23 protein-coding genes are annotated in these 26,540 nt (G+C 68.7%); 12 read left to right on the forward strand and 11 right to left on the reverse strand.

What is annotated here, in order from left to right; all coding sequences use genetic code 11:
- Positions 1-2 precede the first annotated feature (2 nt).
- The gene (locus OC372_RS16920; protein ID WP_262003062.1) at positions 3-2,903 is read left to right on the forward strand and encodes a TIM-barrel domain-containing protein; all 2,901 of its coding nucleotides are present in this window, start codon (positions 3-5) and stop codon (positions 2,901-2,903) included.
- 147 nt (positions 2,904-3,050) lie between these two features.
- On the opposite strand, the gene OC372_RS16925 is transcribed toward OC372_RS16920, so the two are convergent.
- The gene (locus OC372_RS16925) at positions 3,051-3,641 is read right to left on the reverse strand and encodes a TetR/AcrR family transcriptional regulator (protein ID WP_262003064.1); all 591 of its coding nucleotides are present in this window, start codon (positions 3,639-3,641) and stop codon (positions 3,051-3,053) included.
- Positions 3,642-3,740: 99 nt separating this feature from the next.
- Between OC372_RS16925 and OC372_RS16930 the strand changes: the two genes are divergently transcribed.
- Positions 3,741-4,547, forward strand: coding sequence for an NAD(P)H-dependent oxidoreductase (locus tag OC372_RS16930; RefSeq protein WP_262003066.1), 807 nt, complete (start codon positions 3,741-3,743; stop codon positions 4,545-4,547).
- Between the two features lie 58 nt (positions 4,548-4,605).
- On the forward strand, positions 4,606-5,049 hold the full coding sequence (locus OC372_RS16935) for a hypothetical protein (RefSeq protein WP_262003068.1): 444 nt from the start codon (positions 4,606-4,608) through the stop codon (positions 5,047-5,049).
- Between the two features lie 37 nt (positions 5,050-5,086).
- On the opposite strand, the gene OC372_RS16940 is transcribed toward OC372_RS16935, so the two are convergent.
- Positions 5,087-5,440: an ArsR/SmtB family transcription factor gene (locus OC372_RS16940; RefSeq protein ID WP_167633803.1), complete on the reverse strand. Its 354-nt coding sequence runs from the start codon at positions 5,438-5,440 to the stop codon at positions 5,087-5,089.
- An 83-nt stretch (positions 5,441-5,523) separates the two neighbouring features.
- On the opposite strand from OC372_RS16940, the gene OC372_RS16945 reads away from it, so the two are divergent.
- A complete protein-coding gene (locus OC372_RS16945; protein ID WP_262003071.1) occupies positions 5,524-6,825 on the forward strand; it encodes an NAD(P)-binding domain-containing protein in 1,302 nt (433 codons plus the stop codon).
- Positions 6,826-6,870: 45 nt separating this feature from the next.
- Here the strand turns inward: OC372_RS16945 and nhaA are convergent, their stop codons facing one another.
- The gene (nhaA, locus tag OC372_RS16950; RefSeq protein ID WP_262003073.1) at positions 6,871-8,178 is read right to left on the reverse strand and encodes a Na+/H+ antiporter NhaA; all 1,308 of its coding nucleotides are present in this window, start codon (positions 8,176-8,178) and stop codon (positions 6,871-6,873) included.
- Between the two features lie 211 nt (positions 8,179-8,389).
- On the opposite strand from nhaA, the gene arsB reads away from it, so the two are divergent.
- From arsB to OC372_RS16965, 3 genes are read left to right on the forward strand one after another with little or no spacing between them, the layout of a single operon-like run.
- The gene (gene arsB, locus OC372_RS16955) at positions 8,390-9,490 is read left to right on the forward strand and encodes an ACR3 family arsenite efflux transporter (RefSeq protein ID WP_105710626.1); all 1,101 of its coding nucleotides are present in this window, start codon (positions 8,390-8,392) and stop codon (positions 9,488-9,490) included.
- Positions 9,487-10,506, forward strand: a complete 1,020-nt coding sequence (locus OC372_RS16960) for a metalloregulator ArsR/SmtB family transcription factor (protein WP_262003075.1) — start codon at positions 9,487-9,489, stop codon at positions 10,504-10,506. The genes arsB and OC372_RS16960 overlap by 4 nt, the downstream gene beginning before the upstream one ends.
- The gene (locus tag OC372_RS16965; protein ID WP_029264043.1) at positions 10,503-10,910 is read left to right on the forward strand and encodes an arsenate reductase ArsC; all 408 of its coding nucleotides are present in this window, start codon (positions 10,503-10,505) and stop codon (positions 10,908-10,910) included. The genes OC372_RS16960 and OC372_RS16965 overlap by 4 nt, the downstream gene beginning before the upstream one ends.
- A gap of 24 nt (positions 10,911-10,934) precedes the next feature.
- On the opposite strand, the gene OC372_RS16970 is transcribed toward OC372_RS16965, so the two are convergent.
- Positions 10,935-11,846, reverse strand: coding sequence for an arsenic resistance protein (locus OC372_RS16970; protein WP_262003077.1), 912 nt, complete (start codon positions 11,844-11,846; stop codon positions 10,935-10,937).
- Between the two features lie 47 nt (positions 11,847-11,893).
- The gene (locus tag OC372_RS16975) at positions 11,894-12,913 is read right to left on the reverse strand and encodes a LacI family DNA-binding transcriptional regulator (protein ID WP_262003079.1); all 1,020 of its coding nucleotides are present in this window, start codon (positions 12,911-12,913) and stop codon (positions 11,894-11,896) included.
- Positions 12,914-13,039: 126 nt separating this feature from the next.
- Between OC372_RS16975 and OC372_RS16980 the strand changes: the two genes are divergently transcribed.
- From OC372_RS16980 to OC372_RS17000, 5 genes are all read left to right on the forward strand, one after another.
- Entirely contained in the window at positions 13,040-14,530 is a 1,491-nt protein-coding gene (locus tag OC372_RS16980; protein WP_262003081.1) for an MFS transporter, read from the forward strand.
- A gap of 8 nt (positions 14,531-14,538) precedes the next feature.
- Complete coding sequence (locus OC372_RS16985; RefSeq protein ID WP_262003083.1) at positions 14,539-15,555, forward strand: Gfo/Idh/MocA family protein; 1,017 nt, start codon at positions 14,539-14,541, stop codon at positions 15,553-15,555.
- Positions 15,552-17,999 carry a glycoside hydrolase family 2 TIM barrel-domain containing protein gene (locus OC372_RS16990; RefSeq protein ID WP_262003085.1) on the forward strand — a complete coding sequence of 816 codons (2,448 nt, stop codon included), beginning with the start codon at positions 15,552-15,554 and terminating at the stop codon, positions 17,997-17,999. Before OC372_RS16985 ends, OC372_RS16990 begins: the two co-directional genes overlap by 4 nt.
- A gap of 109 nt (positions 18,000-18,108) precedes the next feature.
- Entirely contained in the window at positions 18,109-18,648 is a 540-nt protein-coding gene (locus OC372_RS16995) for a hypothetical protein (protein WP_262003088.1), read from the forward strand.
- Positions 18,645-19,508 carry a nucleotidyl transferase AbiEii/AbiGii toxin family protein gene (locus tag OC372_RS17000; RefSeq protein WP_262003090.1) on the forward strand — a complete coding sequence of 288 codons (864 nt, stop codon included), beginning with the start codon at positions 18,645-18,647 and terminating at the stop codon, positions 19,506-19,508. The genes OC372_RS16995 and OC372_RS17000 overlap by 4 nt, the downstream gene beginning before the upstream one ends.
- A gap of 33 nt (positions 19,509-19,541) precedes the next feature.
- Here OC372_RS17000 and OC372_RS17005 read toward each other — a convergent pair whose 3' ends face one another.
- The 6 genes from OC372_RS17005 to OC372_RS17030 all read right to left on the reverse strand — a co-directional run bounded on the left by OC372_RS17005 (position 19,542) and on the right by OC372_RS17030 (position 26,504).
- Positions 19,542-20,192: a hypothetical protein gene (locus OC372_RS17005; RefSeq protein ID WP_262003092.1), complete on the reverse strand. Its 651-nt coding sequence runs from the start codon at positions 20,190-20,192 to the stop codon at positions 19,542-19,544.
- Positions 20,193-20,291: 99 nt separating this feature from the next.
- Positions 20,292-21,641, reverse strand: coding sequence for a GHKL domain-containing protein (locus OC372_RS17010; protein WP_262003094.1), 1,350 nt, complete (start codon positions 21,639-21,641; stop codon positions 20,292-20,294).
- Positions 21,638-22,360 (reverse strand): LytR/AlgR family response regulator transcription factor, encoded by a 723-nt coding sequence (locus tag OC372_RS17015; RefSeq protein ID WP_029264036.1) that lies wholly within the window; start codon positions 22,358-22,360, stop codon positions 21,638-21,640. The genes OC372_RS17010 and OC372_RS17015 overlap by 4 nt, the downstream gene beginning before the upstream one ends.
- A gap of 18 nt (positions 22,361-22,378) precedes the next feature.
- Positions 22,379-23,404, reverse strand: coding sequence for a glycosyltransferase family 2 protein (locus tag OC372_RS17020; RefSeq protein WP_029264035.1), 1,026 nt, complete (start codon positions 23,402-23,404; stop codon positions 22,379-22,381).
- Positions 23,405-23,430: 26 nt separating this feature from the next.
- The gene (locus tag OC372_RS17025; RefSeq protein ID WP_029273808.1) at positions 23,431-24,078 is read right to left on the reverse strand and encodes a hypothetical protein; all 648 of its coding nucleotides are present in this window, start codon (positions 24,076-24,078) and stop codon (positions 23,431-23,433) included.
- Complete coding sequence (locus OC372_RS17030) at positions 24,078-26,504, reverse strand: glycoside hydrolase family 3 C-terminal domain-containing protein (protein ID WP_262003097.1); 2,427 nt, start codon at positions 26,502-26,504, stop codon at positions 24,078-24,080. The genes OC372_RS17025 and OC372_RS17030 overlap by 1 nt, the downstream gene beginning before the upstream one ends.
- Positions 26,505-26,540 lie beyond the last annotated feature (36 nt).

Consider the following 26,540-nt stretch of genomic DNA (forward strand, 5'->3'; position numbering starts at 1 on the left):
GAATGCACACCTTCACCGTGCGGCGCCGTATCGCCGCATCAACTGCCGCCGCTGTCGCTCTGACGGCCCTCACCGCGATTGGTGCTGTACCGGGCGCCGAGCCGGTCGCCGCGGCACCCCTCGGCGTACAGCGAGCCCAGTTCACTCTGGGCTCCAGCTACCTCATCGTCGAGGTGCTCGATGATGATCTCGTCCATTTCGAGCTTGCGGGGGGAGGCACCTCGCCCGGCACGTCGAGCCCTCTGTTCACAACCCCGCAGGTCGACAAGACCGACTACGCCGGACCCGAAGTGTACTCACAGACCGGATCGGTCATACAGACCGCCGACCTGCGCATCGAGGTCGACCCGGCCGATCTGTGCCTGACCGCGACCGACACGACTCGTACACCCGAGTTGGTGCTGCATGAAGCATGCCCGGCAGACCTCGACCAAGCATGGAAGGGGTTGAACATCACCAAGTCGGCGATGGAGAACGCCTACGGTCTCGGTCAGCAGTTCTTCACCGGAGCCAGCGCCGACGGCGACTGGGTCGGGCGCACACGCACCCCCGGCGGAACGTACGGCAACGCGATGGCCTTCGACGCGGAGAACGGCCCCGTCGGCAACACGCAGATCCCCGTTCTCTTCGCCGTCGGCGACGACAGCGCGAACTACGGCCTGTTCGTCGACCAGTTGTACAAGCAGGAGTGGAACCTCACCGGCGACCCCTGGACCATGCGCACCTGGGGCGACCAACTGCGCTGGTACCTGATGGCCGGTGACGACCTCCCCGACCTGCGCGAGGACTACATGGAACTCACCGGCAAGCCTCCCGTGCCGCCGAAGAAAGCGCTCGGACTGTGGGTTTCGGAATTCGGTTACGACAGCTGGGGCGAGGTCGACAACACGATCGCCGGGCTGCGATCGGCCGACTTCCCCGTGGATGGCGTGATGCTCGACGTGCAATGGTTCGGCGGCGTGACAGCGAACTCCGACTCCACTCGGATGGGCACGCTCGACTGGGACACGACCAACTTCCCGACCCCTGCGACGAAGATCGCGGCGCTCTCCGCCGACGGCATCGGCGTCATCCCGATCGAGGAATCCTACGTCGGCAAGAATCTCCCCGAGCATGCGGCGATGGCGGACGACGGCTATCTCGTGCGCAGTGGTTGCGCGACCTGCGCTCCGGTGTACCTCACCGGCAACCCGTGGTGGGGCAAAGGCGGAATGATCGATTGGACGCAGCCCGCCGCAGGGGCCACGTGGCACGATGAGCAGCGCCAGCACCTGATCGATGAAGGTGTCACCGGGCACTGGCTGGACCTCGGTGAGCCGGAAATGTATGACGCCGACGACTGGACCGCCGGAGTACTTCCCGGCAAGCACGCTCACGCCGACTATCACAACGCGTACAACCTGCTGTGGGCGCAGAGCATCGCCGACGGGTACGAGCGCAATGAGGAGGAGGCGCGCACCTTCCTCCTCTCGCGCGCAGCGGCTGGAGGAATCCAGCGATTCGGCACGGCCATGTGGTCGGCGGACATCGGCTCGACGATCAAGGCACTCGCGTCGCAGCAGAACACGCAGATGCACATGTCGATGTCGGGTATCGACTACTACGGATCGGATGTCGGCGGGTTCCGCCGCGAGATGCTCGACGTCGATGCCGACGAACTGTACACGCAGTGGTTCGCCGACAGCGCGTGGTTCGACACCCCGCTGCGCCCCCACACCGAGAACCTGTGCAACTGCCTGGAGACGAGTCCCGACGCGATCGGAGACGAGGCCAGCAACCGCGCGAATCTCGTGCGCCGCTACGAGCTCGCCCCGTACACGTACTCGCTCGCGCACCGGGCGAACCTCTACGGCGAACCACTCGCCCCACCGCTCGTGTACTACTACCAGAACGACGACAACGTGCGCGAGATGGGGCATCAGAAGATGCTCGGACGTGACCTGATGGTCGCGATCGCCGCGAGCGAAGGCGAGCGGGAACGCGATGTCTACCTGCCCGCCGGCGACTGGGTCGACGTGCACTCCAACGAACGCATCTCCAGCAACGGCGAGTGGATCGAGGATGTTCCACTCTGGCGCAACGGCGTGTTCACCCTTCCGGCCTACGCCCGATCCGGGGCGATCGTCCCTCAGGCGTTCGTGGACGCGGAGACGAAGGACATCACCGGCAAGCGTTCCGACACGTCCGTGCACGATGAGCAGATCACCACCGTGTACGCAGACGGGTCCTCGAGCTCGTTCACGCTCTACGAGGACGACGGTGCGAGCACTGCATACGAAGACGGCGCGGTGCGAACGACAGCCATCAGTCAGTCGCTCAGCGGCGGTGTGGCGACAGTCACAGTCGGTGGGGCTTCCGGCACGTACAGCGGGGCACCGTCGTCGCGCCCGACCGTGGTGAAGCTGGTGACCGATGGCACGCAAGCATCGGCCGTCACGCTCGGGGGCAGCGCGCTCACCGAGTACACGAGCAAGGCAGCGTTCGATGCAGCCAGCAGTGGTTGGTACAACGCCGGCGGCAGCCTGGTGATGGCGAAAGCGGCGAGCAGTGCCGTCACATCTGCCAAGACGTTCTCCTTCACGCTCGGCGAGGAAGCGGTCTGGGCGACCTTCGCGTGTGAGAATGCCACCACCACCCTCGGCCAATCCGTGTACGTCGTGGGCAACATCCCACAGCTCGGCAACTGGTCGCCGGCCAGCGCTGTGAAGCTCGAGCCCAGCGGCTACCCGACATGGACGGGCGTCGTACAGGGGCTGCCACCGTCGAGCGCCATCGAGTGGAAGTGCATCAAACGGCAGGAAGCCGGTAGTCCGAACACCGCGGACGCCTGGGAGCCCGGCGGCAACAACGTCCTGAACACACCCCCGGACGGGTCGGCCGGAATCACCACAGGAGCATTCTGAGCAATACCGAGAAGAAGGAACGCCGCGCCCTCCACGGGCGCGGCGTTCCTTCTTCTCCTGCTCGGCGCGGCTTTTTCGGCGCCGTCGAAAAAGCCGTTGTCCGTTTCCGACAGATCTGTCGAGACACGCGCGCTCGCGCGGCCCCGCTCACCTCAGGATCGAGGCGAGGAGGATCCGCACGAGCGTCTCGTGCGCGTCGCCCTCGTCGATGCGCGAGGCGAGCACCGCGCTCGCGAGCACATCCGCCGAGGCGAACGCGGCCTCCAGGGCGATCGGATCGATGCTCTCGGCGCCGACCACGCGGGCGAGGGCGGCGCGGCAGCGCTCGACGTACGCCCCCACCGACTCCTGCCGTATCCGCGCGAGCACGGGCGTGCCGTGGAGGGCGGCGACCACTCCCGCCATCTCCACGCCTTCGGCACGGGCGCAGGCGACATAGCTCGTGGCGATGACGTCCACGACTCCTTCGATGTCGGGTCGAGCGTTCGCCAGCGCGGTCTCGAGCGACGCATCCTGGCGCTCGTCGAACTGTCGGTACAACGCGGCGAAGAGCCCCGATCGGTCACCGAAGTGCTCGTAGACGACGGGCTTCGTGATGCCCGCCCGGTCCGCGAGCGCGCCGAGGGTCAGCGCGTCTGCGCCCTCGGCACGGATCATCTCCCGTGCGACACTCAGCAGCTGCGCGCGACGGTCGGCCTTCGACAGTCGCGGTCGCGCACCCTCTTTCGCCTTCGTCATCTCGCCCCTCGCGACCCATACTTACGATGAGTAAGTTACGGTTGGTAGGTACCAATCGTACCCCGTGCCATCGGCACCATCCACGATCCGAGGAGAGACATGACCGCCGACCTCCGGCCCACCACCCACTGGGTCTACGCGCACCCGCAGTCGGGCTCCCTGAACCGGCAACTGTTCGAGGCAGGAGTCGAGGCACTCACGCCGCGCTACGACGTGCAGACCTCGGATCTGTACACCCAGGGGTTCGACCCGTTGCTGGCGCAGCGCGACATCGGCGGGCGCGAGGGGAACATCGTCGACCTGATGGGCGAGGTCCACGAGAGCGGGCTCGTGCCCGACGACGTGCGCGTCGAACAGCAGAAGCTGGAGGCCGCCGAACTGCTCGTGTTCCAGTTCCCGCTCTGGTGGTACGGCGCACCGGCGATCCTCAAAGGCTGGTTCGATCGGGTGTTCACCAACGGCTTCGCCTACGGCGGCGTCGACACGGAAACGGGGCTGCCGCTCCGCTACGGCGAGGGCGGCCTGAAGGGCAAGCGGGCGCTCATCATCGTGACGGCGGGCGAGGATGCGCGGAGCATCGGATCCCGGGGCGTCAGCGGTGACATCGATGCCCTGCTGTTCCCGATCACGCACGGCACGCTCTGGTACACGGGGATCGAATCACTCGATCTCCACGTCGTCCACGACGCCGACACCCTCGATGCCGCGGCTGTCGCTTCGGAACGCGACCGGCTGACCACCCGGCTCGCGGGCATCCACGACGAAGTGCCGTCTCGGCCATACCGCGCCCTGCGCGACGGTGAGTATCGGGGCACGCGAGCGTTGCGCGCCGACATCCTCCCCGGACGGACCGATCTCGACATCCACCGCATCGACCGCGCGGGCGTCGCGAACGGCACCCGCTAGGAGAGCACGACGTTCGGCGCGGGCGGGGTCGGATTCCTCGAGCGATACGCTCGCGGGTATGGGCTTCTCGGTGCTGGGTCTCGCGCTCAGCCTCGCCATCTTCGCTCCGAGCCTGTCACTCATCTGGTTTCCGCCCCGTCCTGCGTTGCCGACCGGCGCGGTGCCTCGTCCGCTGACGGTGCTGGAACGTGCGGGGCAGGCGCTCTGCGTGACGGTTCCCGCCATCACGGTGGGTGCATCCGTGGGGTGGTGGTGGTTCCCGCTCGTCGCCGTGCTCGTGCTCGCCTACTGGGCGTTGTGGGTGCGATTCCTCGTCACAGGGCGTCGCCTTGAGGCGCTCTTCGGCCCCGTCTGGGGCGTGCCGGTGCCGATGGCGCTGCTCCCCGTCGCCGCGTTCCTCGCCGGCGCCGCATGGCTGGAGAACCCCTGGATCGCGATTGCCGCGGCGGTGCTTGCCGCCGGGCACATCCCCAGCTCGCTGATCACGGCACGAGCTCGATAGCCCGGCCGGCAGGCGGAGACCCCGGAGAGCTCAGGTTCTACGACCGGGGCGCCGCCACCCGAAGCGCGTCGGCGGCGGCATCCATCGTGTCGGCGTTGAGCGAGAAGTACGCCCACTTGCCGCGCTGCTCGCGGGTGACGAGGCCGGCGTCCGCGAGGAGCTTCATGTGGTGGGAGACCGTGCCCTGCGAGAGGCCGACGGGCTCCGTCAGGTCGCAGATGCACGCCTCGCCGCCGGCACCGGCGGCGATGAGAGACAGCAGCCGGACTCGCGTCGGATCGCCGAGCGCCTTGAAGACCCGCGCGACGCGCTCCGCATCCTCGACCGTCGGCGCGGCCGTGACACGCGGCACACAGCAGGCGGTCGCTTCGATGGTCGTCGGCAGGCTCATGAGTCCATCCTGACACGTATTGACAAACTTCGATAGATCGACGACAGTCGTCATATTGAAGATTCTCGATCTGAGGAGATGTGATGTCCGAGCTTCCCGTCGTCGTCATCGGAGCAGGCCCGCAGGGTCTCGCCGCAGCCGCGCACCTCGTCGAACGCGACGAGAACGTGATCGTCGTCGAGCGCGGGAACGGCCCCGCGTCCGCCGTCTCCGAGTGGGGGCACGTGCGCCTGTTCTCAGCCTGGCCGGAGCTCACCGACGCTGCTGCTCGCCGCCTGCTCGAGCCCGCGGGGTGGACGGCACCGGCGAAGGGCTATCCGACCGGCGCGGAGTGGGTTCGCGACTACCTGGCACCGCTCGCGGATGCTCTGGGCGAGCGAGTCCGCTACGCGACGACCGTCACCGGCGTGGCCCGGCAGGGGCGGGACAAGGTCGTCGACGGGGGACGCAAGAGCCAGCCCTTCGTGGTGCACACCGTCGATGGAGAGGGGCGCGAAGCCCGCCTCCTCGCCCGCGCCGTCGTCGACGCGAGCGGCACCTGGGATCTTCCGAACCCTGCGGGGGCGGACGGATTCCCGGCAGTCGGCGAGGCCGCAGCGTCGGACCGGATCTCGTACCGCATCCCGGCCGACGTGTCAGAGCTCTCGGGCCGACATGTGGTCGTCGTCGGAGCCGGGCACTCCGCCACGCACGCCGTGCTGCGCCTGAGCGAGCTCGCACGACGCGCTCCGGGAACGCGCGTGACCTGGCTGCTGCGCCGAGGAAGCGCCGCCAACGTCTTCGGCGGCGGGATCGGGGACGAGCTTCCCGAGCGCGCCGCACTCGGCTCCCGCGCCCGGAAGGTCATCGACGAGGGGGTCGTGGAGTTGGTGACAGGGTTCCGCGTCGCCGAGTTCCGGCAGGGCGGCGACGGGCTGACGATCGTCGCGGAAGACGGCCGGGAGGTCACCGACGTCGGACACGTGTTCGCCCTCACCGGCTTCCGCCCGGACACCGGCATGCTGCGAGAGCTGCGGATCGACCTCGACACCGCACTCGAAGCGGTCGCGGGCATCGCCTCCGAGATCGACCCGAACATCCACTCCTGCGGCTCCGTGGGCGCGACAGGGGCGAGGGAGCTCGCCCAGCCCGAGCTCGGGTTCTTCATCGTCGGCGCGAAGTCGTACGGGCGCGCCCCGACCTTCCTCGCCCTGACCGGATACGAGCAGGTCCGCAGCGTCGCCGCGCACCTCGTGGGCGATCACGAGGCCGCGGGCCGCAACGAGCTGAGCCTTCCGGACACCGGCGTGTGCGGTGGAGCCGGCGGATTCGACGACTCGGCCGGCAGCTGCTGCGCTGCTCCGACGACGCTGCAGATCGGCGCGCGCCCGGTCGCCGTGGGCTGATCGGCGCTTCCTGAGGAGCCGCTCGCCCGCTCCTTCTCGTACACCTCAGCTGCCCTTCACCTCGTCGTCAGAACCCGCAAGCCGCCGGTAGCGGCGGTTGCGGGCCCCGAGGAGCGCGGACGCTCCGACGGCCGCGATGACGGAAGCGGTCAGGATGGCGACCTTGGCATGGTCGTGGTGTTCGCTCGTGACGGCGAAGCTCAGCTCGGCGACCAGAAGCGACACCGTGAATCCGATGCCGGCGAGGAGGCCGACGCCGATGATGTCGATCCATCTCAGGGTCGGGTCGAGGTTGATGCGGCGGATCCTGGTGATGATCCAGGTCGCCGCGGTGATCCCCAGCGGCTTCCCGACCACCAGGGCGAGGACGATACCGACGACCACGGGGTCTGCGAAAGCCGAGGCGAATCCTTCCCCGCCGCCGATCGCCACACCCGCCGAGAAGAACGCGAAGACAGGCACTGCGAAACCGGCCGACAGCGGGCGGAACCGATGCTCGAAGACCTCGGCGAGTCCGGGACCGGCATCCGGTCCGCGGTCGGCCTTCTTGTGGAGCACGGGGATCATGAAGCCGAGCAGCACACCGGCGATCGTGGCGTGGATGCCCGAGGCATGGACGAGAGCCCAGGCGACCACGCCGATGGGCAGCAGGATCAGCCACGCGGCGGTCGGGCGCAGATGGAAGAAGTCGCGGTACCGCTGCGCGATCACGCCGTACACCGCGATCGCGATGAACGCGAGCACCAGCGGCAGGATCTCGATCGTCTCCGTGTAGAACAACGCGATGATGCCGATGGCGATGAGGTCGTCGACGACGGCCAGGGTGAGCAGGAAGATCCGCAGTGCGCTCGGGAGGTGCGATCCGATGAGGGCGAGCACGGCCACGGCGAATGCGATGTCAGTCGCGGTCGGGATCGCCCACCCGTGGGATTCCTCGGCGGACCCGGCCACCACAGCCAGGTAGATCACGGCGGGGACGATCACGCCACCGACGGCCGCCACGATCGGGACGACGGCCGTGCTGAACTTGCGCAGGTCCCCGGCGACGAACTCCCGCTTGAGCTCGAGGCCGACGAGGAAGAAGAAGATGGCGAGCAGCCCGTCTGCGGCCCAGGCGCCGAGACTCAGGCGCAGGTGCCAGGGCTCGTATCCGATCTCGAAGTCCCTCAGCGCGAAGTACGACTCCGCCCAGGGCGAGTTCGCCCACAACAGGGCGATCGCCGCGAGCGAGACGAGGAGGATTCCCCCGACGGCCTCCTTGTGGAGGATCGCACCGATGCGGCGCGACTCAGCGCGCGAGGCGGAGGGGAAGACGGAGCGGACTCTGGCGAGACGCGAGGAGGGCTTGACCATGAGGGAGCTTTCGGGTCGACGAGCGGGCAATCGTCGACCAGGCTTCCCGACACTCCGCTTCCCAGTTTAGCCGGACCGCTCTCCGCCTCCCCTGGGAGTGGTCGCCGACACCATTCACTCCGAAGATGACGAACGGGTGAACACTGCTGCGTAGAATTGATTCTGATATAGACGGGTGTCAATATAGAGACATGTCGATTCAAGGTCCCTCGTGAGCACCGCGACCGCACCCGTCACCACCACGCCGGCCACGCGCCGCCTGTCCACCCTCGACCGGTGGCTGCCGCTGTGGATCGGCCTGGCGATGGTCGGTGGCATCGTCATCGGCCGCTTCATCCCCGGCGTCTCCGACCTGCTCGCCCGCCTCGAGGTCGGCGGAATCTCGATCCCCATCGCCCTCGGCCTGCTGGTGATGATGTATCCGGTGCTCGCGAAGGTCCGCTACGACAGGGTCGCCGCCGTCACCGGCGACAAGAAGCTGCTCGTCTCCTCTCTGGTGCTCAACTGGCTCGTCGGCCCGGCGCTCATGTTCGTTCTCGCCTGGGCACTCCTCCCCGACCTGCCCGAGTACCGCACCGGTCTCATCATCGTCGGACTCGCCCGCTGCATCGCCATGGTCGTCATCTGGAACGACCTCGCCTGCGGCGATCGTGAGGCGGCGGCCGTGCTCGTCGCCATCAACTCGGTGTTCCAGGTCATCGCCTTCTCGCTGCTCGGCTGGTTCTACCTGACCGTCCTCCCCGGCTGGCTCGGACTGGACTCGCAGGGCTTGGACATCTCGATCGGCCAGATCGCGCTGAACGTGCTGATCTTCCTCGGCATCCCCCTCGTCGCCGGCTTCGCCTCCCGATTCCTCGGCGAGCGCGCGAAGGGGCGCGACTGGTACGAAGACCGCTTCCTCCCGAAGATCGGCCCCTGGGCCCTCTACGGCCTCCTCTTCACCATCGTGCTGCTGTTCGCGCTCCAGGGCGAACAGGTCACGAGCCGACCCTGGGACGTCGCGCGGATCGCACTGCCACTGCTGGCGTACTTCGCGATCATGTGGTTCATCGGACTCTTCACCGGCAAGGCGCTGGGGCTCGGTTACGCCCGCTCGACGACGTTGGCCTTCACCGCCGCCGGCAACAACTTCGAACTCGCCATCGCCGTCGCCATCGGCACGTTCGGCGCGACATCCGGCCAGGCTCTCGCCGGGGTCGTCGGCCCTCTCATCGAAGTACCTGTTCTCGTCGGACTCGTCTACGTCTCGCTCTGGGCAGCCCGCCGCTGGTTCCACACCGATCCATTCACCGCCGAGAGGATGCCGTCATGAACGTCACGCAGACGACCGCAGCCGACACCTGCAGCCCCGTCGCCACCCACGCCATCGGGTTGGAGGCAGCCTCGACGGTGGCAGCGACACTGAAGGCGCTGTCGGATCCGCTGCGACTGCGGATGCTGTCCGCCATCGCCTCCGACCCGCGCGGCGAGTCGTGCGTCTGCGACCTGGCCGAGCTCGCCGACGTCTCCCAGCCCACGGTCTCCCACCACCTCAAGGTGCTGAAGGACGTCGACGTCCTCACCTCGGAGCGCCGGGGAACCTGGGTCTGGTATCGGATCAACCCGACGCGGCGCAGCGCCGTCACCGCGCTGCTCGATTCGTTCGCACCCGCCTCGGTCGCACCGTGGAGCGCCTCCGCCGACGACGATCAGCGCCGGCCCGACTTCGACGCCCGGGTGACCCGTCTCGCCGAGGAGCTCGCGGCAGAGGTTCCCGAGTTGGATCCCGATGTCGTGCTCACGACCGTCCGCGAGTCGTACACCGCACTCGCGCGGAGTGCCCGGGTGACGTCATCGCTCGTGCCGCTCACCGAGCGCTTCGCCCGCCAGCGCCTCGCCGACCTGACCCGCGACCGCGATGCGTCCGTGCCGCAGGTGCTGTTCGTCTGCGTCGCCAACGCCGGGCGTTCGCAGCTCGCCGCCGCACTCGTCAACAAGCTCGCCGCAGGCAGGGTCGTCGCACGCTCGGCGGGGTCCGCACCCGGCGACGTCATCCACCCGCACGTCCGCTCGCTGCTCGCCGAGATCGAGGGCGACGCGGCCGCCGAGCGCTTCCCGAAGCCGCTCACCGACGACGCCGTCCGCGCCGCCGACGTCGTCATCACGATGGGCTGCGGCGACGTCTGTCCCGTCATCCCCGGCGTCCGCTACGACGACTGGGCGGTCGGCGACCCGGCCCTCGCCTCGCGCGAAGGCGTCGAGGCCATCCGCGACGACATCGCCGGACGCGTACGCGCGCTCGTCGACGACCTTCTCCCCGACCACACCTCTCCGAAGGAGCAGTCATGACCGACACGAACACCAAGCCCTCCGTCCTCTTCGTCTGCGTGCACAACGCCGGACGCTCGCAGATGGCCGCGGGTTTCCTCCGCGACATCGCCGGCGACCGCATCGAAGTCCGCTCCGCCGGCTCGATGCCCGCCGATCAGATCAACCCGACCGCCGTCGCGGCGATGGGCGAGCTCGGCATCGACATCACCGCCGAACAGCCCAAGGTGCTGACCACCGAGGCCGTACAGGCCTCCGACGTCGTCATCACCATGGGCTGCGGCGACGCGTGCCCGTTCTTCCCCGGCAAGCGCTACGAGGACTGGAAGCTCGACGACCCGGCCGGCCAGGGCATCGACGCGGTCCGGCCGATCCGCGACGAGATCCGTGCACGCATCGAGCAGCTGGTGAGCGAACTGGTCTGAGAGCCCGACCGCGGCGCCCCCGCCTCACGGCCGTTGCCGCACCGGCACGAATCGCGGGACGAGCCGCACGAAGACCACCATGGCGATCAGCTCGACGAGCGTCTGCGTCACGACGGCGAGCGGTGCGAGCGCGAAGGTCGCCGGCAGCGCGAGGGCGAGCGGAAGCACGACCAGCGAGTTGCGGGTGGCGCCCGAGAATACGACAGCACGCGTGCGGGCGACATCGAGGCGCGCCGCTCTGCCGGCCACGAGACCGACGGGGATCATGATCACGGCGAAGGCGGCATAGAGCGGAATCGTCGCGAGCAATGCGGGGAGCTGCCGGCCGACGCCGGCGATCTGCGAGGCGACGACGACCGCGAGCGTGAGCATCATCAGCGGCACCATCGCGCTCTGGACCGTATCGCTCAGAGCGCGGCCTGCGCGTGTGCGCGCGGCTGCGTACTGGGTAAGTCCGGCAGCCGCGAGGGGCAGCACGATCAGCAGGAGGAACGCGTCGAGGAACGGGGCGAGGTCGACGGCGTCGATGAACTCGGGGCCGACGAAGAGCCACAGGTACAGGGGCAGCAGCATCTGACCCAGCATCAGGATCGGCGCGGCCGCGAGCAGTCGCTCCTTCGCCCCTCCGGCGAGCCCGGTGAACACGATGACGTAGTCGACGCACGGCGTGAGCAAGACGAGCAGCACGCCGACCAGCAGCGCCTGATCGTGAGCGACGAAGCGGGACAGGCCGAACACGATCACGGGCACGACCGCGAAGTTCACGACCAGCAGCACGGCAAGGAAACGGATGTCGCGGAACGCGCGTCCGATCGCCGAGAACGGGACGCCGAGGAACGTCGCGTACAGCAGCAACCCGAGGACGGGAGTGATGGCGAGCTCCAGCGGATGAGCGACGGCGGGCGCCCAGAGGCCCACCGCGGCACCGATCACCATCGCCGCGAGATAGAGGGCGATCTGGTGTCGCTCCCCCCAGGCGACGATCAGGTCGTCTCCCCGCGCACCAGCTCGAGCACACGGTCGAGGTCGAACTCGTATCGCTCCGGATCCGCGTCCGTGCGGCGCGCAGCCAAGGTGGCCAGGTCCTGTACGAAGGCGTCCATGAGGAGAGGTTGGTCGATGGCCACCGTGCTGAGCCGCGGGCTGACGAGTTGGCCGACGGCCGTCTTGTCGACACCGATGACGGCGACATCCTCGGGGATCCGCAGGCCGAGCGCGCGACTGGCCGCGACCACCGCGATCGCGACGTCGTCGTTGTAGGCGCAGATGCCGAGAGGAGCAGGAGCCGCCTCGTCGCGTGCCCCCTTCAGCGCCCTCGTGGCGCCCTCGACGTCGAGCGGGATGCGCGGGGTGAGCGGCGCGTCGAGGCCGCGGTCGCGCGCCTCTCGCCGGATCCCCTCGAGGCGCGGTGGCCCGAACGGATCGAGGCGCTTGTCCTCGAGCGCCGCGTAGACGAGCCGCCGGGGGCCGCTCCGCAGCAGTTCGCGCACCTGGATCCGCCCGATCTCGATGTCGATCGGATCGGGGTCGGCGCCGTCGGCGACGTACGCCCGCCGGGGAACGACGAACGTCCCCGATGCCTGAATCCGCTCGCGCTGCGGCGCGGTGAAGACTCCGAAGTCGACGACGGCAGCCGGCCGCAGATCGAGCACGGAGGTGAGAGTCGTCTCGTCCTGCATCCTCGCGAACCGCACGACGACACTCATTCCGGCGGTCGCGCTGGCTCCCGTGATCCGGTCGACCGAGTCCTGCAGGTGAGGGCCGAAGGTCGCGTGGGGGACGACGACCACGACGATGTCGCTGAGACCGGTGACCAGCGCTCGCCCTGCCCGCGACGGGCGGTAGTTCAGAGCGTCGGCGGCAGCCCGCACGCGCGCGCGGGTCTCTTCGGGGAACCGCTCGTCACCGTTGAGGATCTGGCTCACGGTCGAGCGGGACACTCCCGCGCTCGCGGCCACGTCTTTGCTCGTGGCTCGTCGAGAAGGCTGCACATCCACCGTCATGGCCCCAGTCTCGCACATCGCTATTGACACGTGACACCTCGTCCATCTACCGTGGTGTCGCGTGTCACTAACACGTGACACCAACGGTCACTGTGACCGGTCCCATTCATGACGAAGGAGTCAGCCATGGCGAAGGATTCGACCCGGACCTCGGCGGAACAGCAACGCGCCGCCGTAGCCGTGAGCGCAGAGGAATCGGTGACGGCGTCACTGGCCGCCGTCGCGGTCGGCGAGACGATCGGCGACCCGAGCGGTCAGAAACTGAAGGTTCGCGAACGGCTCGCGTACGGCGTCGGAGACATCGGCGGCAACCTGATCTTCGCGCCGATCTCCGCGTTCCTGCTCTTCTACTTCACCGACACCGTCGGCATCGGCGCTGCGATCGCCGGAACCCTCCTGCTCTTCGGCCGCGTGCTCGACGGCACCATGGACCTCATCCTCGGCACGTTCATCGACCGCACCTCCACCCGCTGGGGGAAGGCGCGCCCCTGGATCCTGTTCTCGACCCCGGTCGTGGTCATCTCGTTCATCCTGCTCTTCAACGTGCCCGCGGGGCTCGGCGCCGGGGCCAAGGAGTTCTACGCCTTCGCCATGTACTTCCTGTGCCTCGGCGTCGGCTTCGTCGGGTCGAACCTGGCGTACCACACGCTGCTCTCGGTGATCACGAGCAACTCGAAGATGCGCGTCTCCCTCACCGTCATCCGCACGTTCTTCGCCCTGGTCACCACGCTGGTCGTGAACTTCGTCACGATCCCGGTCGTCACCGCGAACGGCGGAGGCCAGGCCGGCTGGACGATGATCTCGGTGGTCTACGGCATCATCGCCGCCGTCACGTTCCTCATCGTGTTCTTCGGCACGAAGGAGCGCGTGAAGTCGACGATCAAGCAGGACGACGGGGTCAAGCTCCCGCTCGGCAAGTCCCTCCGCGTCCTCGTCGGCAACCCGTACTTCTTCCTCGCGTTCGGGTTCTTCCTGCTCAACTACCTGCTCACGGGCACGGCCGGCGTGGGCATCTACTTCGCCAAGGACGTGCTCGGAGACCCGAACATCTACAGCTTCCTCGGCCTCGTTCAGCTCCTCCCCCTGATCATCGGTCTCTGGTTCATGCCCGCGCTCATCGCCCGCTTCGGCAAGCGCAAGCTCATCCTGGTCGGCGTCATCGTCACGGTCATCGGCATCCTCATCTCGCTCATCGACCCGAGCAACATCACCCTCGTGATCGCCGGCGGACTCGTCCGCTCCATCGGCGGCATCCCCGCCGCGGCCGGACTCTTCGCGCTCGTCGCCGACGTGGTCGACTACGGCGAGTGGAAGAGCGGCTACCGACTCGACGGCATGACGTATGCCGCCGCGACCGCGGGCCAGAACTTCGGTGCCGGCCTCGGCGTCGCCCTCGTCGGCTGGCTGCTGGCCGCGGGCAACTACGACGGCCAGGCGGCCTCGCAGCCGGCGAGCGCGGTCAGCATGGAGATCTTCCTCTACCTGTGGCTTCCGCTCATCGTCGCCGTGCTCATGGGCATCATCATCTGGTTCCTGAACATCGACAGGCACCTCTCCCAGATCCAGCGCGACCTCGCCGCCCGACGGGCCGCGGTGGATTCCGCCTCGAACTCCTAAGCGCTGGCATGAGCACGCACGGCGCCGAGGTGAACTGGGCGGTCATCGGCACCGGCTTCATCTCCCAGTCCATGTCGGACGACCTCCGGCTCACCCCGGGAGCACGCCGCCACGCGGTGTGCTCCCGGGATCCGGAACGGGCCCGCAGGTTCGCGGCGGACCAGGGGTTCGCCGTCGCCCACGGGAGCGTGCCCGCCCTGCTCGACGACCCGACGGTCGATGCGGTCTACATCGCCACCCCGCATGCCACCCATGCGGCGATCGCGATCGCCGTTCTCGAGTCCGGCAAGCACGTCCTCATCGAGAAGCCGATGGCCGTGAACGCCGACCAGGGCCGGCAGATCGCGAGCGCCGCAGCGGCGAGCGGATGCTTCGCGATGGAGGCGATGTGGATGCGGTTCAACCCCGCGTACCGCGACCTGGTCGCGGCGGCGCGGGCCGGGGCGATCGGCGAGGTCCGGAGCGTGCGTGCCTCATTCGGACTGCCGTTCGGCCCGGCCGATTCCCCCCGCTGGACCGCCGAGCGCGCCAGCAGCACGCTGCTCGACCAGGGGATCTATCCGATCACCCTCGCCCTCGATGTGCTCGGACGGCCCTCGCGGATCCACGCGACCGGTCGCCTCCGGGACGACGGTGTCGACCTCACCGCCCACACCACCTTCGAGTACGACGACGGACGATTCGCGCAGCTGAGCGCGTCGATGGTCGAGTACATCGAGCCGACGGCATCCGTCAGCGGCACCGACGGGTGGATGACGGCCCCCGCACCGTTCTGGGCCGCGGATGAGTTCACGACCCACGCGGGTCCGATCTCCCGCGCCCTGAGCGAGCCGCATCGCACGCAGCACGAACGCCGAGGCAACGGGTACGTCCCGATGCTCGAGGCGGTCACGCTCGCGATCGCCGAGCACCGGACCGAGCACCCCACCCACCCCCTCGCGGACAGCATCGCCACCCTCGAGGTGCTCGATGCCGTCCGCGATTCCCTGAGCAGCCCCACCGCACGACCGAAGGAGACACGATGAAGCGCACGGCATTCAACGATGGCTGGCAGTTCCGACCGAAGCAGAACCCGTTCGCCGAACTCGGCGGAGTCAGCACGCCGTACACCGACGTCACCCTCCCGCACGACGCGCTGATCCACGAGCAGCGCGATCCCGACGGGGAGGGCGCCGTCGCCTACTTCCCCGCCGGCGCGTACCAGTACCGCACGACGTTCACCCCCGCGGCCGACCTCGCCGGCCAGCGGATCGTCCTCGAGTTCGAGGGCGTCTACCGCGACGCGACCGTGCACATCAACGGCGCCTTCGCGGGGCAGCGTCCGTACGGCTACTCCGGGTTCACGATCGACGCCGACCGGTTCCTGCGCTCCGGCGAAGAGAACCTCATCGAAGTCGAGTCTCGGCACGGCGGAGACTCCCGGTGGTACACCGGAGCGGGCATCTACCGCGACGTCTGGCTCCACATCGGACCGCCCGTCCACCTCCCCGTGGACGGGGTGCGGGTCAGCGCATCCGACATCGAACCGGATGGCGCCGTCGTGGAAGTCGACGTGGTCGTGGCGAGCACGAGCAACCGTCGCGAGACGGTCGATGTCGCCGTGACCCTCACCGATCCGGCAGGAACAGCCGTCGCGCGCGGTGTCGTCCCGGTGACGGTCGAGGCGAACGGACGTTCACGCAGCCGGCAGCGGCTCTACGTCCGCACCCCGCAGCTGTGGAGCGCCGAGAGCCCCACCCTCTACTCCGCCGCGGTGGAACTGGTCGTCGAAGGCGCGGTCATCGACGACGCCTCGGCGGCCTTCGGCATCCGCACACTCCAGGTCGACCCCGTGCACGGACTGCGCATCAACAGCGAGGTCGTGAAGCTCCGAGGCGCATGCGTCCACCACGACAACGGAATCCTCGGGGCGGCGACGTTCGCGGACGCCGAGGAGCGCCGGGTGCGACTGCTCAAGGAGGCCGGCTTCAATGCGATCCGCTCCTCGCACAACCCGATGAGCGTCGCCATGCTCGAGGCGTGCGACCGGCTCGGGGTGTACGTCATGGACGAGACCTTCGACATGTGGACCTCGAACAAGATGCCCCACGACTACTCGCTCCACTTCACCGAGTGGTGGGAGCGCGACGTCGAGGCGATGGTGACCAAGGACTTCAATCACCCCTCCGTGATCATGTACTCCATCGGCAACGAGATCCCCGAGACCGGCTCGCCGGCCGGAGGCCTCACGGGTCGCGCACTCGCCGAGAAGGTGCGCGAACTCGACCCGACGCGGTACGTCACGAACGCGGTCAACGGGATGCTCGCCGTCATGGACGACATCAAGAAGCTCGCCGCGCAGCGCGGACAGGGCGACGGCGACGCCGCGGGGATCAACACCCTCATGGCCGGGCCGGGAGAGTTCATGAACCAGATCGGTACCTCCCCGATGGTCACGGAGAAGACCGCCGAGTCCTTCGGCGTGCTCGACATCGCCGGCATGAACTACCTCGACGGCCGCTACGAGATGGACAAGGAGCTGTTCCCGAACCGCGTGATCGTCGGCACCGAGACGTTCCCCACGCGCATCGACCACAACTGGGCCCTCGTCACCGAGAACGCGCACGTCATCGGCGACTTCACCTGGACCGGCTTCGACTACCTGGGAGAGGCGGGAATCGGACGCGCCCATCACCTCGCCGAAGGAGAGACACCCAGTCTCAGCGGCCCGTATCCCTGGATCGCCGCCTGGTGCGGCGACCTGGATCTGATCGGATCCCGGCGCCCCGCCTCGTTCTATCGGGAGATCGTCTTCGGGCTCCGCACGACGCCCTACATCGCCGTGTCGCGCCCCGGCAACGAGGACAAGACCTTCTATGCGGGCCCCTGGACCTGGAGCGACAGCATCGGCAGCTGGACCTGGGCAGGCCACGAGGGCGCACCGCTCGCGGTCGAGGTCTACAGCGACGCGGAGGAGGTCGAGCTCACCCTCGACGGCGAGGTGATCGGCACGGCCGCCGCGGGCGCCGAGCACCGCTACAGAGCCGAGTTCACCGTCGTCTACCGCCCGGGCGAGCTGACCGCCACGGCGATTCGACAGGGCGTGCGCGCCGAATCGTTCTCCCTGTCCAGCGCCGGCGACGCCAGCCGGCTCGTCACGAGAGTGGAGAGCGGCCCGTCGGGAGAACTGATCTTCATCGAGATCGCGGTCACCGACGCGGACGGTCGGGTCGACACCGGCGCGGACCGGCTCATCGACGTGCGCGTGGACGGCGACGGCATGCTCGCGGCCGTGGGCAGCGGGGATCCCGCTCCGACAGACACCTACGACGGGCCCGCGCACCAGACGTTCGACGGGCTGGCCCTGGCGGTCGTCCGCCGCACGGGCCCCGGCGCGGTGACGGTCACGGTCTCTGCCGGCGACGGAATCGCCCCGGCGACCGTCGTGCTCGAAGCGGATCCCCGCGGAGCCGCACCCACCGTTTCGTGAGACCGGGTCAGATCTCGGCGGTAGCGGTCTCGGGGTCGCGGGCGTACGCGCGCGGCCCCGCCCCATCCCGGGCATGTCAAAACTATACCGAAAATGGTATAGTTTTGACATGCCGCAGACGACCTACCGCGATGTCGTGCATGAGATCGCCGCCGACAACTACGGGTATGTGACCACCCGCGATGCGGAGGACGCTGGTGTCCCCAAGATCGAGTTGGTGAAGCTCGCCACGCGCAACAGGTTCACGCACATCGCTTACGGGTTGTACCGCGACGAGACAATCCCGCGCACCCCTCTCGATGAGTACGCGGAGGCGACGTTGCGGGCGGGAGAGGGTGCCTTTCTGCGAGGCGAGTCAGTGCTGGCCCTTCTCGGCCTTGCCGACGTGAACCCCCGCACCATCACAGTCGCCACCCCCAAGCGCACCCGACGCAGGATGCCCGCGCACATCGCACTCACTTCCGCTCCTGAGGGCGCGAAGCCGACGATGTACGAGGGCATTGCGGCGCAGCCCGCGGCGGAGGCCCTTCTCGAATGTCAGGGGCGCGTACAGGCCGGACGACTCCTCGACGCTGCTACCCGGGCACGCGCAGAGGGCTACCTTACGACTGCAGAGATGGTTCGAGTACGCGAGGCGCTGACCGCATGACATACGACACGCCTCCCAAGAACCTCAGCTCGCTCCGCCAGCGGCTCACGAACATCGAAGGCGATGAAGAGTCCGTGAACCGGCGCACCGTCGGGATGGCGCTGGTGGTGGTGGGGCAGATGCTCCCCGCAGGCGCCATCAAGGGTGGCAGTGCCATGGCGCTCCGCTATGGCACTGCCACCCGATTCACGAAAGACCTCGATGCCGCACGTGCGGGCACGATGGCGGATTTCACCGGCGAACTCGAGGAGCGATTGCGCGACGGGTGGGCGAGGTTCACCGGTCGGCTTATCGAACGCACCGCACCCAAGCCGGTCGGCGTCCCGCCGGCGTACATCATGCAGCCTTTCGACGTGAAGCTCGACTACCTCGGCAAGCCGTGGTGCACGGTCAGGTTCGAGCTGGGGCACAACGAGATCGGCGACGCAGACGAGCCGGAGGCTGCGCTTGCGGATGACCTTGCGGACCTGTTCGAGTCTGTCGGGCTTCCCCGCCCGGAGCCGGTCAGCGTGATGCGTAGCGACCATCAGATCGCGCAGAAGCTCCACGCGGCTACCGGTGCCGACAGCGAGCGGGCACATGACCTCATCGACCTGCAGCTGCTCGAGCGCGAAGAGGACCTCGACTTGGACCTCGTGCGCGAGACCTGCACACGCCTGTTCACCTACCGCGCCGGGCACGAGTGGCCACCCTTGGTGGTCGTGAACGACGATTGGGACACCCTGTACGACGCGTCCGCTGCCGGACTGGAAGTCCTCCCAGATGTTGTAGCTGCCGCAGAGTGGGCCAACGACTTCATCCGGCGCATCGACGCGGGGACAACCCCTACTCATCTCCCAAGTCAAGACGCGTCTGAGTAGAGCTGCCCCGGCCCGATGACGGTGCCGGTCGCGTCAGACGCGCTCTCGGACGACGGCCGGCACCGCATCCGCCGGCCCCGCCTCCACCACGACGACCTCGGCCTCGCGGCGGAAGATGATCTTGAAGATCGGGAAGAACACGGCGCACGAGATGAGCGCGTTGATGAGCATCGTGACGACGTCGGCGACCGTCTCCCCGGCCGCTCCCATCCCCCACGTGACCATCAGCAGCTCGTAGATCGGCGTCTTGTAGAGCGTCTGCAGAGCCGCGGCGCCGAAGGTGAGCACGACGTAGGCCACGGTGTACCAGGCGGCCGCCCGCCACACGTTGGTGTTGGACTTGAAGGTGACGTTGCGCTGCAGGAAGAAGTTGATCACGGTCGCGATCAGCAGCGTGATCTGCACGGCGAGGAAGTACGCGAGCCCGCCTCCGCCCGCCGGCAGCGCGCCGGCCGTGTAGTCGAAGACGAAGCCGCCGCCCACCGGCACGGCCTGGAAGTCGACGTCGACGAGCGAGGTGCCGCTGAACATCAGCTTGAACACCGGCATGATCACGAGCTGCAGCACCGTGAGTGCCACGTTGAGCGCACTGAACACGATGAGCTCGGCGAGCGTCGGCTTCGCCTCGGCGAAGGCCGCCCAGGCGGCGGACAGCGGGTTGCGGGTTCTGACGGCGTCGCTCACGCCATTCAGTACACCAATCGGATGCCGCGCGCCGGCCGCCGCGGACACGATCGGTCGGTTCCGGCGCATGAACGGTAGCCGTGCGGGCGGGGCAGCCCGTCAGACGGCGTCGCCCTCGCCGTCATCCGCGCCGTCGGTGCCGCCGTGCGCCGGGAACAGGACCCGCAGCGAGAACCACCGGTCGTCGGCCGTGATGGCGACCGCGCCGCCGTATGCCGCCGCGGCGGTCTCGATGTTGCGCAGCCCGTAGCCGTGGCCCCTGCCGCGCTGGCGGGTCACGATGCGATCCCCGTCGCGCAGGACCACCCCGTCGAAGGTGTTCTCGATGCGCACCATCGCGAAGTCGTCCTGGGCGAAGACCGCGAACCGGATCACCCGCAGATCCTCCGCCGGCACCCGCGCGGCACCCTCGATGGCGTTGTCCAGCGCGTTGCCGACGAGAGAGGTGAGCTCGAGCGGACGCATGAACGAGAGGAGGGCGCCGTCGGCCACGACCGACACCTCGATGCCCCGCTCACCGGCGCGCGCGAGCTTCGCCGTCACGATCGCGTCGAGCACGTGGTTCCCGGTGCGCACCACGGCGCCGTAGCGGCGGATCGACTCCTCGAGACCGTCGAGCATCCGGGCGCGCGTGGTGGCATCCTGCTCCGACCGGATCGCATCGAGGTGGTGCTTCATGTCGTGATGCTTGCGGTTCACCTCGTCGATCGACCGTCGGGTGATCTCGTACTGGTCGTGCTGACTGCGCAGCAGCTGCGCCATCGCCTCGGCATCCCGCCGCGCCGCGGATTCGCGATGGATGCGCAGCTGGACGTGCAGCGCGATGAAGCCACTGAGGTCGACGAGGGTGCGGATATAGAGGATCTCGGTGCCGAAGCGGCCGCTGAAAGGCGTGTCCGTGGTCACGAAGCTGAGGTTGGAGATCGCGAAAGTCGCGACCGCGATCGCCATCGCGCCGACCAGCTGCGTGCCACCGACGTCGAAGCGCTCCGCCCGACTGAACTGGCGGCGCTCCGCATACCCGACGACCCCGAGACCTGCGGTGTAGACGACCGCCGCCGCGGCCAGCTGCGAATACGGATCGCCGAGCCCGTCGTAGAACCGGTTGAGCTGCCAGAAGCCGGAAGCCACGAGCTCCGCGAGCACGAAGGTGCGCGCGAGCACGAAGCCCGCTCCCCGCGCCGAGGTGTCCAGCCCGAGGTACACGAAGCCGAACATGGTCACCGCGGCGAGCAGCATCCCCGGGATCCACCACGCGATCGGCAGCGTGCCCGCCCACAGCTGCACCGCCAACAGCATCCCCAGCGCGAGGATGCAGAGGCCGATCGTCGCCAGCCACCCGAACCGTCGTCGGGCGACGAAGATGTACACGAGGCAGGCGCCCCATTCCGCGATCGCCGTGAGGTACCGCGGGATCTCGGCGAGGACCGGCCCCTCGACGCCGTTCACGCCGAGATTCCGCGCGAACCGACGTACTCGGCGAGGGCGGCGTAGAACTCCCGTTTCCGAGGTCGGCTGATGGGGAGACTGCCGCCCCCGCGGATGCGGCAGTCGTTGCCGTCGATGCCGGTCACGTGTCGCAGGTTCACGAGCAGGCCGCTGTGGCAGCGCAGGAACCCCTTGTCGGCCAGCTGCGCCTCCATCGCCTTCAACGTCGTCGCGATGCTGAACGTGCCGTCGAGCGTGTACAGCTCGACGCGGTGGCGGATGGATTCGATGTAGCGGATGTCGTCCACGGCGACGCGGTGGTGCACGCCGTCGGTCGCGGTGAAGAGCAGCTCCCGCCGCGAACGCCGCTGCAGTCGCGTGAGGATCCGCGACATCTCCTGCTCGAACGACGCATAGGCCACCGGCTTCAGGAGGTAGCTGAGGGCGTCGACCTCGTACCCGCCCACCGCGTAGTGCGGCGAGCTCGTGATGAAGACGATGATGACCTCGGAGTCGACCTCGCGGATGCGGCGGGCGGCCGCCATGCCGTCGACCCGGGGCATCTGCACGTCGAGGAACAGCACGTCCCAGTCGGGACGGTAGTCGGCGAGGACGTCAGCCCCGTCGTGGAAGGCGGCGATATGGAACCGCTCGCCCTGGTCGCGCTGGAAGCGGTCCAGGTGCGAGAGCAGTCGCTCGATGGCGGCACCGTCGTCCTCGACGATTCCGATGCGGATCATTCCGCCTCCGTTCTCCGATCAGCTGAAGCCGACGACTCGCCGTGCCACATGATAGGCGAGGTTCGTCGCCCGTCGTCCCGCCTGCCCCGGCAGATTGCTGGTCGCCCCCAGCAGGCTCCGGCGCATGCGCGTGTACAGCCACGGGTTCTCCGCCCGGACCTCATGCCAGAACAGATCCCGCTGCTGCAAGTGCGCGGCCGTGCCACCGCGGGCGAGGGTCGCGCTGGTCACCGCGCAGACGCCCTCGAGGTGATGGAGCATCGCCCGATGCAGCTGCCGCGGCACCCCGCCAGCGGCGAGGTCGGCGTGGGACGGGAGGGTGGCGAGAGCGAGCCGGTTCACGCGCAGTTGCTGGTCGACGCGGCGCACCATCACCTCGGGCGCCACCGACTGCCCCTCGCGCCCGATGAAGTAGCGGTACAGCGGCACCGGCAGGTAGCTCATGCGCCGGAGCCGGGCGAACGGCTGCAGCACGAAGAGGTTGTCGACGTAGAAGGTGTGCTCGGGCAGCGACAGCCCGACATCGCGCAGCAGCTGCGTGCGGTACACGATGGCGTGCATCATCAGCACCTGGCGTCGACCGAAACGCTCGGTGTCGGACCACTCGAACACGCGACCCTCAGGGAAGACCGAGTCGAAGCGCGCGGCCTTCGGCGACTTGCCCAGGCGCTCGTGGACGAAGTCCGTGAAGACGGCGTCGACCTCGGTCCCCGTCTCGCGCAGCACGTCGAGGTGGGCGACGAGCAGTCGCAGCGACCGGATGTCGAGCCAGTCATCGGCGTCGAGCACCTTGAAGTAGTCGCCGCGGGCGGAGGCCAACCCGGTGTTGATCGCCCCGCCGTGGCCACGGTTCTCCTGGCTCACCACGCGGATGCTCTCTGGGCTGCGTGCCGCCCAGGCCTCGGCGACCTCGCGCGTGCCGTCGGTGGAGCCGTCGTCCACGACGATGACCTCGATGCCGCGCACCGCCCCCAGTCCGTCGAGCGCGCGCCCGAGATAGGCCGCCGCGTTGTAGGCAGGGACGATCACGGACAGCAGCGGCACACGGTCTATTCTCGCGGATGGAACCATCACTTCACGGCACCGTCCGCCGTCGCCTCGGCGGCCGCGACCTCGGCCTGGTCCTCGACCGGCACCTGACGGAAGATCACCCGGAAGATCGGGTAGAAGACCCAGAAGCTGATCGCCGAGTTGATGATCATCGTGAGCACGTCGGCGACGACCGATCCGGTGGAGCCCCAGCCGAGCGTGACCATGAAGAAGTCGTAGATCGGCGCCTTGTAGAACCCCTGTGCGGCGGCCGCGACGAAGGTGATGACGATGTACGCGAGCGTGTACCAGCCGGCCGCCACCCACACCGAGGTGTTCGACTTGAACGTGATGTTGCGCTGCAGGAAGAAGTTGATCACCTGGGCGATGAGCAGGGTGATCTGCACGGCGAGGAAGTAGGCGAGCCCGCCGCCTCCGCCGGGCAGGGCACCCGCCGCGTAGTCGAACATGTAGTACTGGCTGCCGTCGACGTTGGAACCGACGGGCAGGGCCTGGAACCCGACGTCCGTGAGCCCGGTGAAGGTCGCGAAGCCCCAGCGGAAGATCGGCATCAGCGCGAGCTGCAGGACGGTGACGCCGTTGGAGAGCACGAGGAACATCAGGAACTTCGACAGCTCGGGGCGGCCGTCCTGAAAACCGGTCCACCAGTTCTTGATCGCGGTGAACATCAGATACTCCTCTTCGTGGCTGCGGCGTCGAACGCCTTCTTCGTGGCCTTCTCGTCGCGGCGTCCGCCGAAGTAGGCCGCGATCACTCGCCCCAACCCTCGGATCGTCTGCCCGTTCACCAGCGTGAGGACGGCGGCGGTGAGACGGCGCGTCGCCAGCCCCCCGCTCATCTTCGAGATGACCCGGAACGGCCCGTTCAGCAGGAACAGGATGTTCAGGTCGGGTTTTCCCGCGGCCTCCGCCTTGCGACGACGGCTGTCGAGGAGGCGGAAGCCGGCGCGGGCCAGCGGGCTCTTCGCCGTCGCGAGTCGGTCCATCGGATCGTTCTCGGCGAGCGGACCCGTGCCCCAGGCGGCATCCGGGAGCGCGCGGCCGAGCATCGCGGCGAACGTGCTGTCATCGACGCGCGCCGTCGGCAGCGCAGCGGGCGGGTCGACCGACGCGGAGACGGTCGCGCCTTCGCGCGTGATCGTCGCGCGCACCGGGAGGTCGCGCACGTGGGAGCCCACGGCCACCTCGTATTCGCCCGCCTCGACCTGCCACGCGTTCGCGGCGGCATCGAAGTAGCGGAAGGTGCGGGGGCCGAAGGGGATGCGGATGCTCCGCGACTCCCCGGCCGCGAGACGCACCTTCGCGTAGCCCTTGAGCTCGCGCACGGGCCGGGTCACCCCGGAGGCGCCGAGTCGCGACACATAGAGCTGGGCGACGTCGCTGCCGTCGCGGTCGCCGGTGTTGGTGACCGTGACCTCGACGCCCTCGGCATCCGCCACCAGCTCGGAGTACGAGAAGGTCGTGTACCCCAGGCCGAAGCCGAACGGGAAGGCCACGGAGACCTCGGCGGTCTCGTAGTAGCGGTAGCCGACGAACGGCCCCTCGCGGTACTCGGCCGTGCGCCCCGCACTCGGGAACGCCCCGGCGGTCGGGGTGTCGGCGAGGCGGAGCGGCATCGTCTCGGCGAGGCGTCCGCCCGGTTCCACGGCGCCGGTGAGCACGTCGGCGATGGCCTCGGCGCCCGCCTGTCCGCCGAGGTAGGCGTGCAGCAGCGCGGCCGCATCCTCGGCCCACGGCGTCTCCACGACACCACCGGCGCTGAGCACGACGACCGTGCGCGGGTTCGCCGCCCGCACCTCGCGGAGGAGGCGCACCTGCTCGGTCGGCAGCTGCAGGGTGGAGCGGTCGAGCCCCTCGGACTCGGCGATCTCGGGCAGGCCGAGCGCGAGGACCACGACCTCTGCGCGGCAGGCGAGCGCGACGGCCTCGCGGTGGAGCTCGTCGTCGCGGATGCCGTCGCGGCGGAAGCCCTCGGCGACGCCCTCCAGCTTCAGCGTCGATGCGCCGACCGCGTCGACGAGTGTCGGGACCCGGGTCGCGTTGACGAGAGAGGAGCCGGCGCCCTGGTAGCGGGGCACCGTCGCGAAGGCGCCGATCAACCCGACCGACGTGCCACCCGCGAGGGGAAGCAGTGCGTCGTCGTTGCGAAGGAGCACGGCCGACTCGGCGGCGGCCCGGCGGGCGAGCGCGTGGTGGGCGTCGAGGTCGACCGAGGCGCGCGGGTGCGCGGTGACCCGGCGCACGAGGTCGATGACCTCGGCTGCGCGGGCATCCACATCGGCCTCCGACAGCTCGCCCGACTCGACGGCCGCGACGATCTGGCGCACCGAGTCGAACCCGGGCGACGGCATCTCGATCGTGCCGCCGGCCGCGGCAGCCGCCACCGCATCGTTGCTGCCGCCCCAGTCGGAGACGACCGCGCCGGAGAAGCCCCACTCCTGCCGGAGGATGTCGATCAGCAGGTGCGCGTTCTCGTGCGCGTACGCCCCGTTGACCAGGTTGTACGACGACATGATGCCCCACGGGGAGGCCTCGCGCACGACGATCTCGAACGCGGTCAGGTAGATCTCGCGCAGCGTGCGCTCGTCGATGACGGAGTCGCTGACCATGCGGCGCAGCTCCTGGCTGTTCACCGCGAAGTGCTTGGGCGTGGCCGCCACACCCTCGGACTGGATGCCGCGCACGTAGGCCGCCGCGAGGCGACCCGACAGCTCGGGATCCTCGGAGAAGTACTCGAAGCTGCGCCCGCCGAGGGGGCTGCGCTTGATGTTGAGCCCGGGGCCGAGCAGCACGCCGACGCCCTGTGACGAGGCCTCGCGGCCCAGAGCCGTGCCGATCTCCTCGGCCAGCTCGTCGTCCCAGCTGCCGGCCACGGTCGCGGCGGTGGGGAAGCAGGTCGCGGGCTCGGAGCCGTTGATGCCGAGGTGGTCGGCCGAACCGACCTGCCGGCGCACGCCGTGGGGGCCGTCGGCCATCCAGACGGCGGGGATGCCGGCGCGTTCGATGGCACGCGTCTGCCAGGTGTTCGCCCCGCTGAGCAGCGCGGCCTTCTCGAGAAGGCTCAGGCTCGCGACGAGTGCGGTGGTTTCTTTCACGATGGGTCTTTCTGTGTCGATCAGGGCATCGCCGGG

The organism is Microbacterium sp. Mcb102 (assembly GCF_024519805.1).
GTDB lineage: Bacteria > Actinomycetota > Actinomycetes > Actinomycetales > Microbacteriaceae > Microbacterium.

Excerpts from the sequence above, each read along its gene's own strand:
- OC372_RS16920 (WP_262003062.1), top strand. The coding sequence starts at position 3 with ATGCACACCTTCACCGTGCGGCGCCGTATCGCCGCATCAACTGCCGCC.
- OC372_RS16925 (WP_262003064.1), bottom strand. The coding sequence starts at position 3,641 with ATGACGAAGGCGAAAGAGGGTGCGCGACCGCGACTGTCGAAGGCCGAC.
- OC372_RS16930 (WP_262003066.1), top strand. The coding sequence starts at position 3,741 with ATGACCGCCGACCTCCGGCCCACCACCCACTGGGTCTACGCGCACCCG.
- OC372_RS16935 (WP_262003068.1), top strand. The coding sequence starts at position 4,606 with ATGGGCTTCTCGGTGCTGGGTCTCGCGCTCAGCCTCGCCATCTTCGCT.
- OC372_RS16940 (WP_167633803.1), bottom strand. The coding sequence starts at position 5,440 with ATGAGCCTGCCGACGACCATCGAAGCGACCGCCTGCTGTGTGCCGCGT.
- OC372_RS16945 (WP_262003071.1), top strand. The coding sequence starts at position 5,524 with ATGTCCGAGCTTCCCGTCGTCGTCATCGGAGCAGGCCCGCAGGGTCTC.
- nhaA (WP_262003073.1), bottom strand. The coding sequence starts at position 8,178 with ATGGTCAAGCCCTCCTCGCGTCTCGCCAGAGTCCGCTCCGTCTTCCCC.
- OC372_RS16960 (WP_262003075.1), top strand. The coding sequence starts at position 9,487 with ATGAACGTCACGCAGACGACCGCAGCCGACACCTGCAGCCCCGTCGCC.
- OC372_RS16965 (WP_029264043.1), top strand. The coding sequence starts at position 10,503 with ATGACCGACACGAACACCAAGCCCTCCGTCCTCTTCGTCTGCGTGCAC.
- OC372_RS16970 (WP_262003077.1), bottom strand. The coding sequence starts at position 11,846 with ATGGTGATCGGTGCCGCGGTGGGCCTCTGGGCGCCCGCCGTCGCTCAT.
- OC372_RS16975 (WP_262003079.1), bottom strand. The coding sequence starts at position 12,913 with ATGACGGTGGATGTGCAGCCTTCTCGACGAGCCACGAGCAAAGACGTG.
- OC372_RS16980 (WP_262003081.1), top strand. The coding sequence starts at position 13,040 with ATGGCGAAGGATTCGACCCGGACCTCGGCGGAACAGCAACGCGCCGCC.
- OC372_RS16985 (WP_262003083.1), top strand. The coding sequence starts at position 14,539 with ATGAGCACGCACGGCGCCGAGGTGAACTGGGCGGTCATCGGCACCGGC.
- OC372_RS16990 (WP_262003085.1), top strand. The coding sequence starts at position 15,552 with ATGAAGCGCACGGCATTCAACGATGGCTGGCAGTTCCGACCGAAGCAG.
- OC372_RS16995 (WP_262003088.1), top strand. The coding sequence starts at position 18,109 with ATGCCGCAGACGACCTACCGCGATGTCGTGCATGAGATCGCCGCCGAC.
- OC372_RS17000 (WP_262003090.1), top strand. The coding sequence starts at position 18,645 with ATGACATACGACACGCCTCCCAAGAACCTCAGCTCGCTCCGCCAGCGG.
- OC372_RS17015 (WP_029264036.1), bottom strand. The coding sequence starts at position 22,360 with ATGATCCGCATCGGAATCGTCGAGGACGACGGTGCCGCCATCGAGCGA.
- OC372_RS17025 (WP_029273808.1), bottom strand. The coding sequence starts at position 24,078 with ATGTTCACCGCGATCAAGAACTGGTGGACCGGTTTTCAGGACGGCCGC.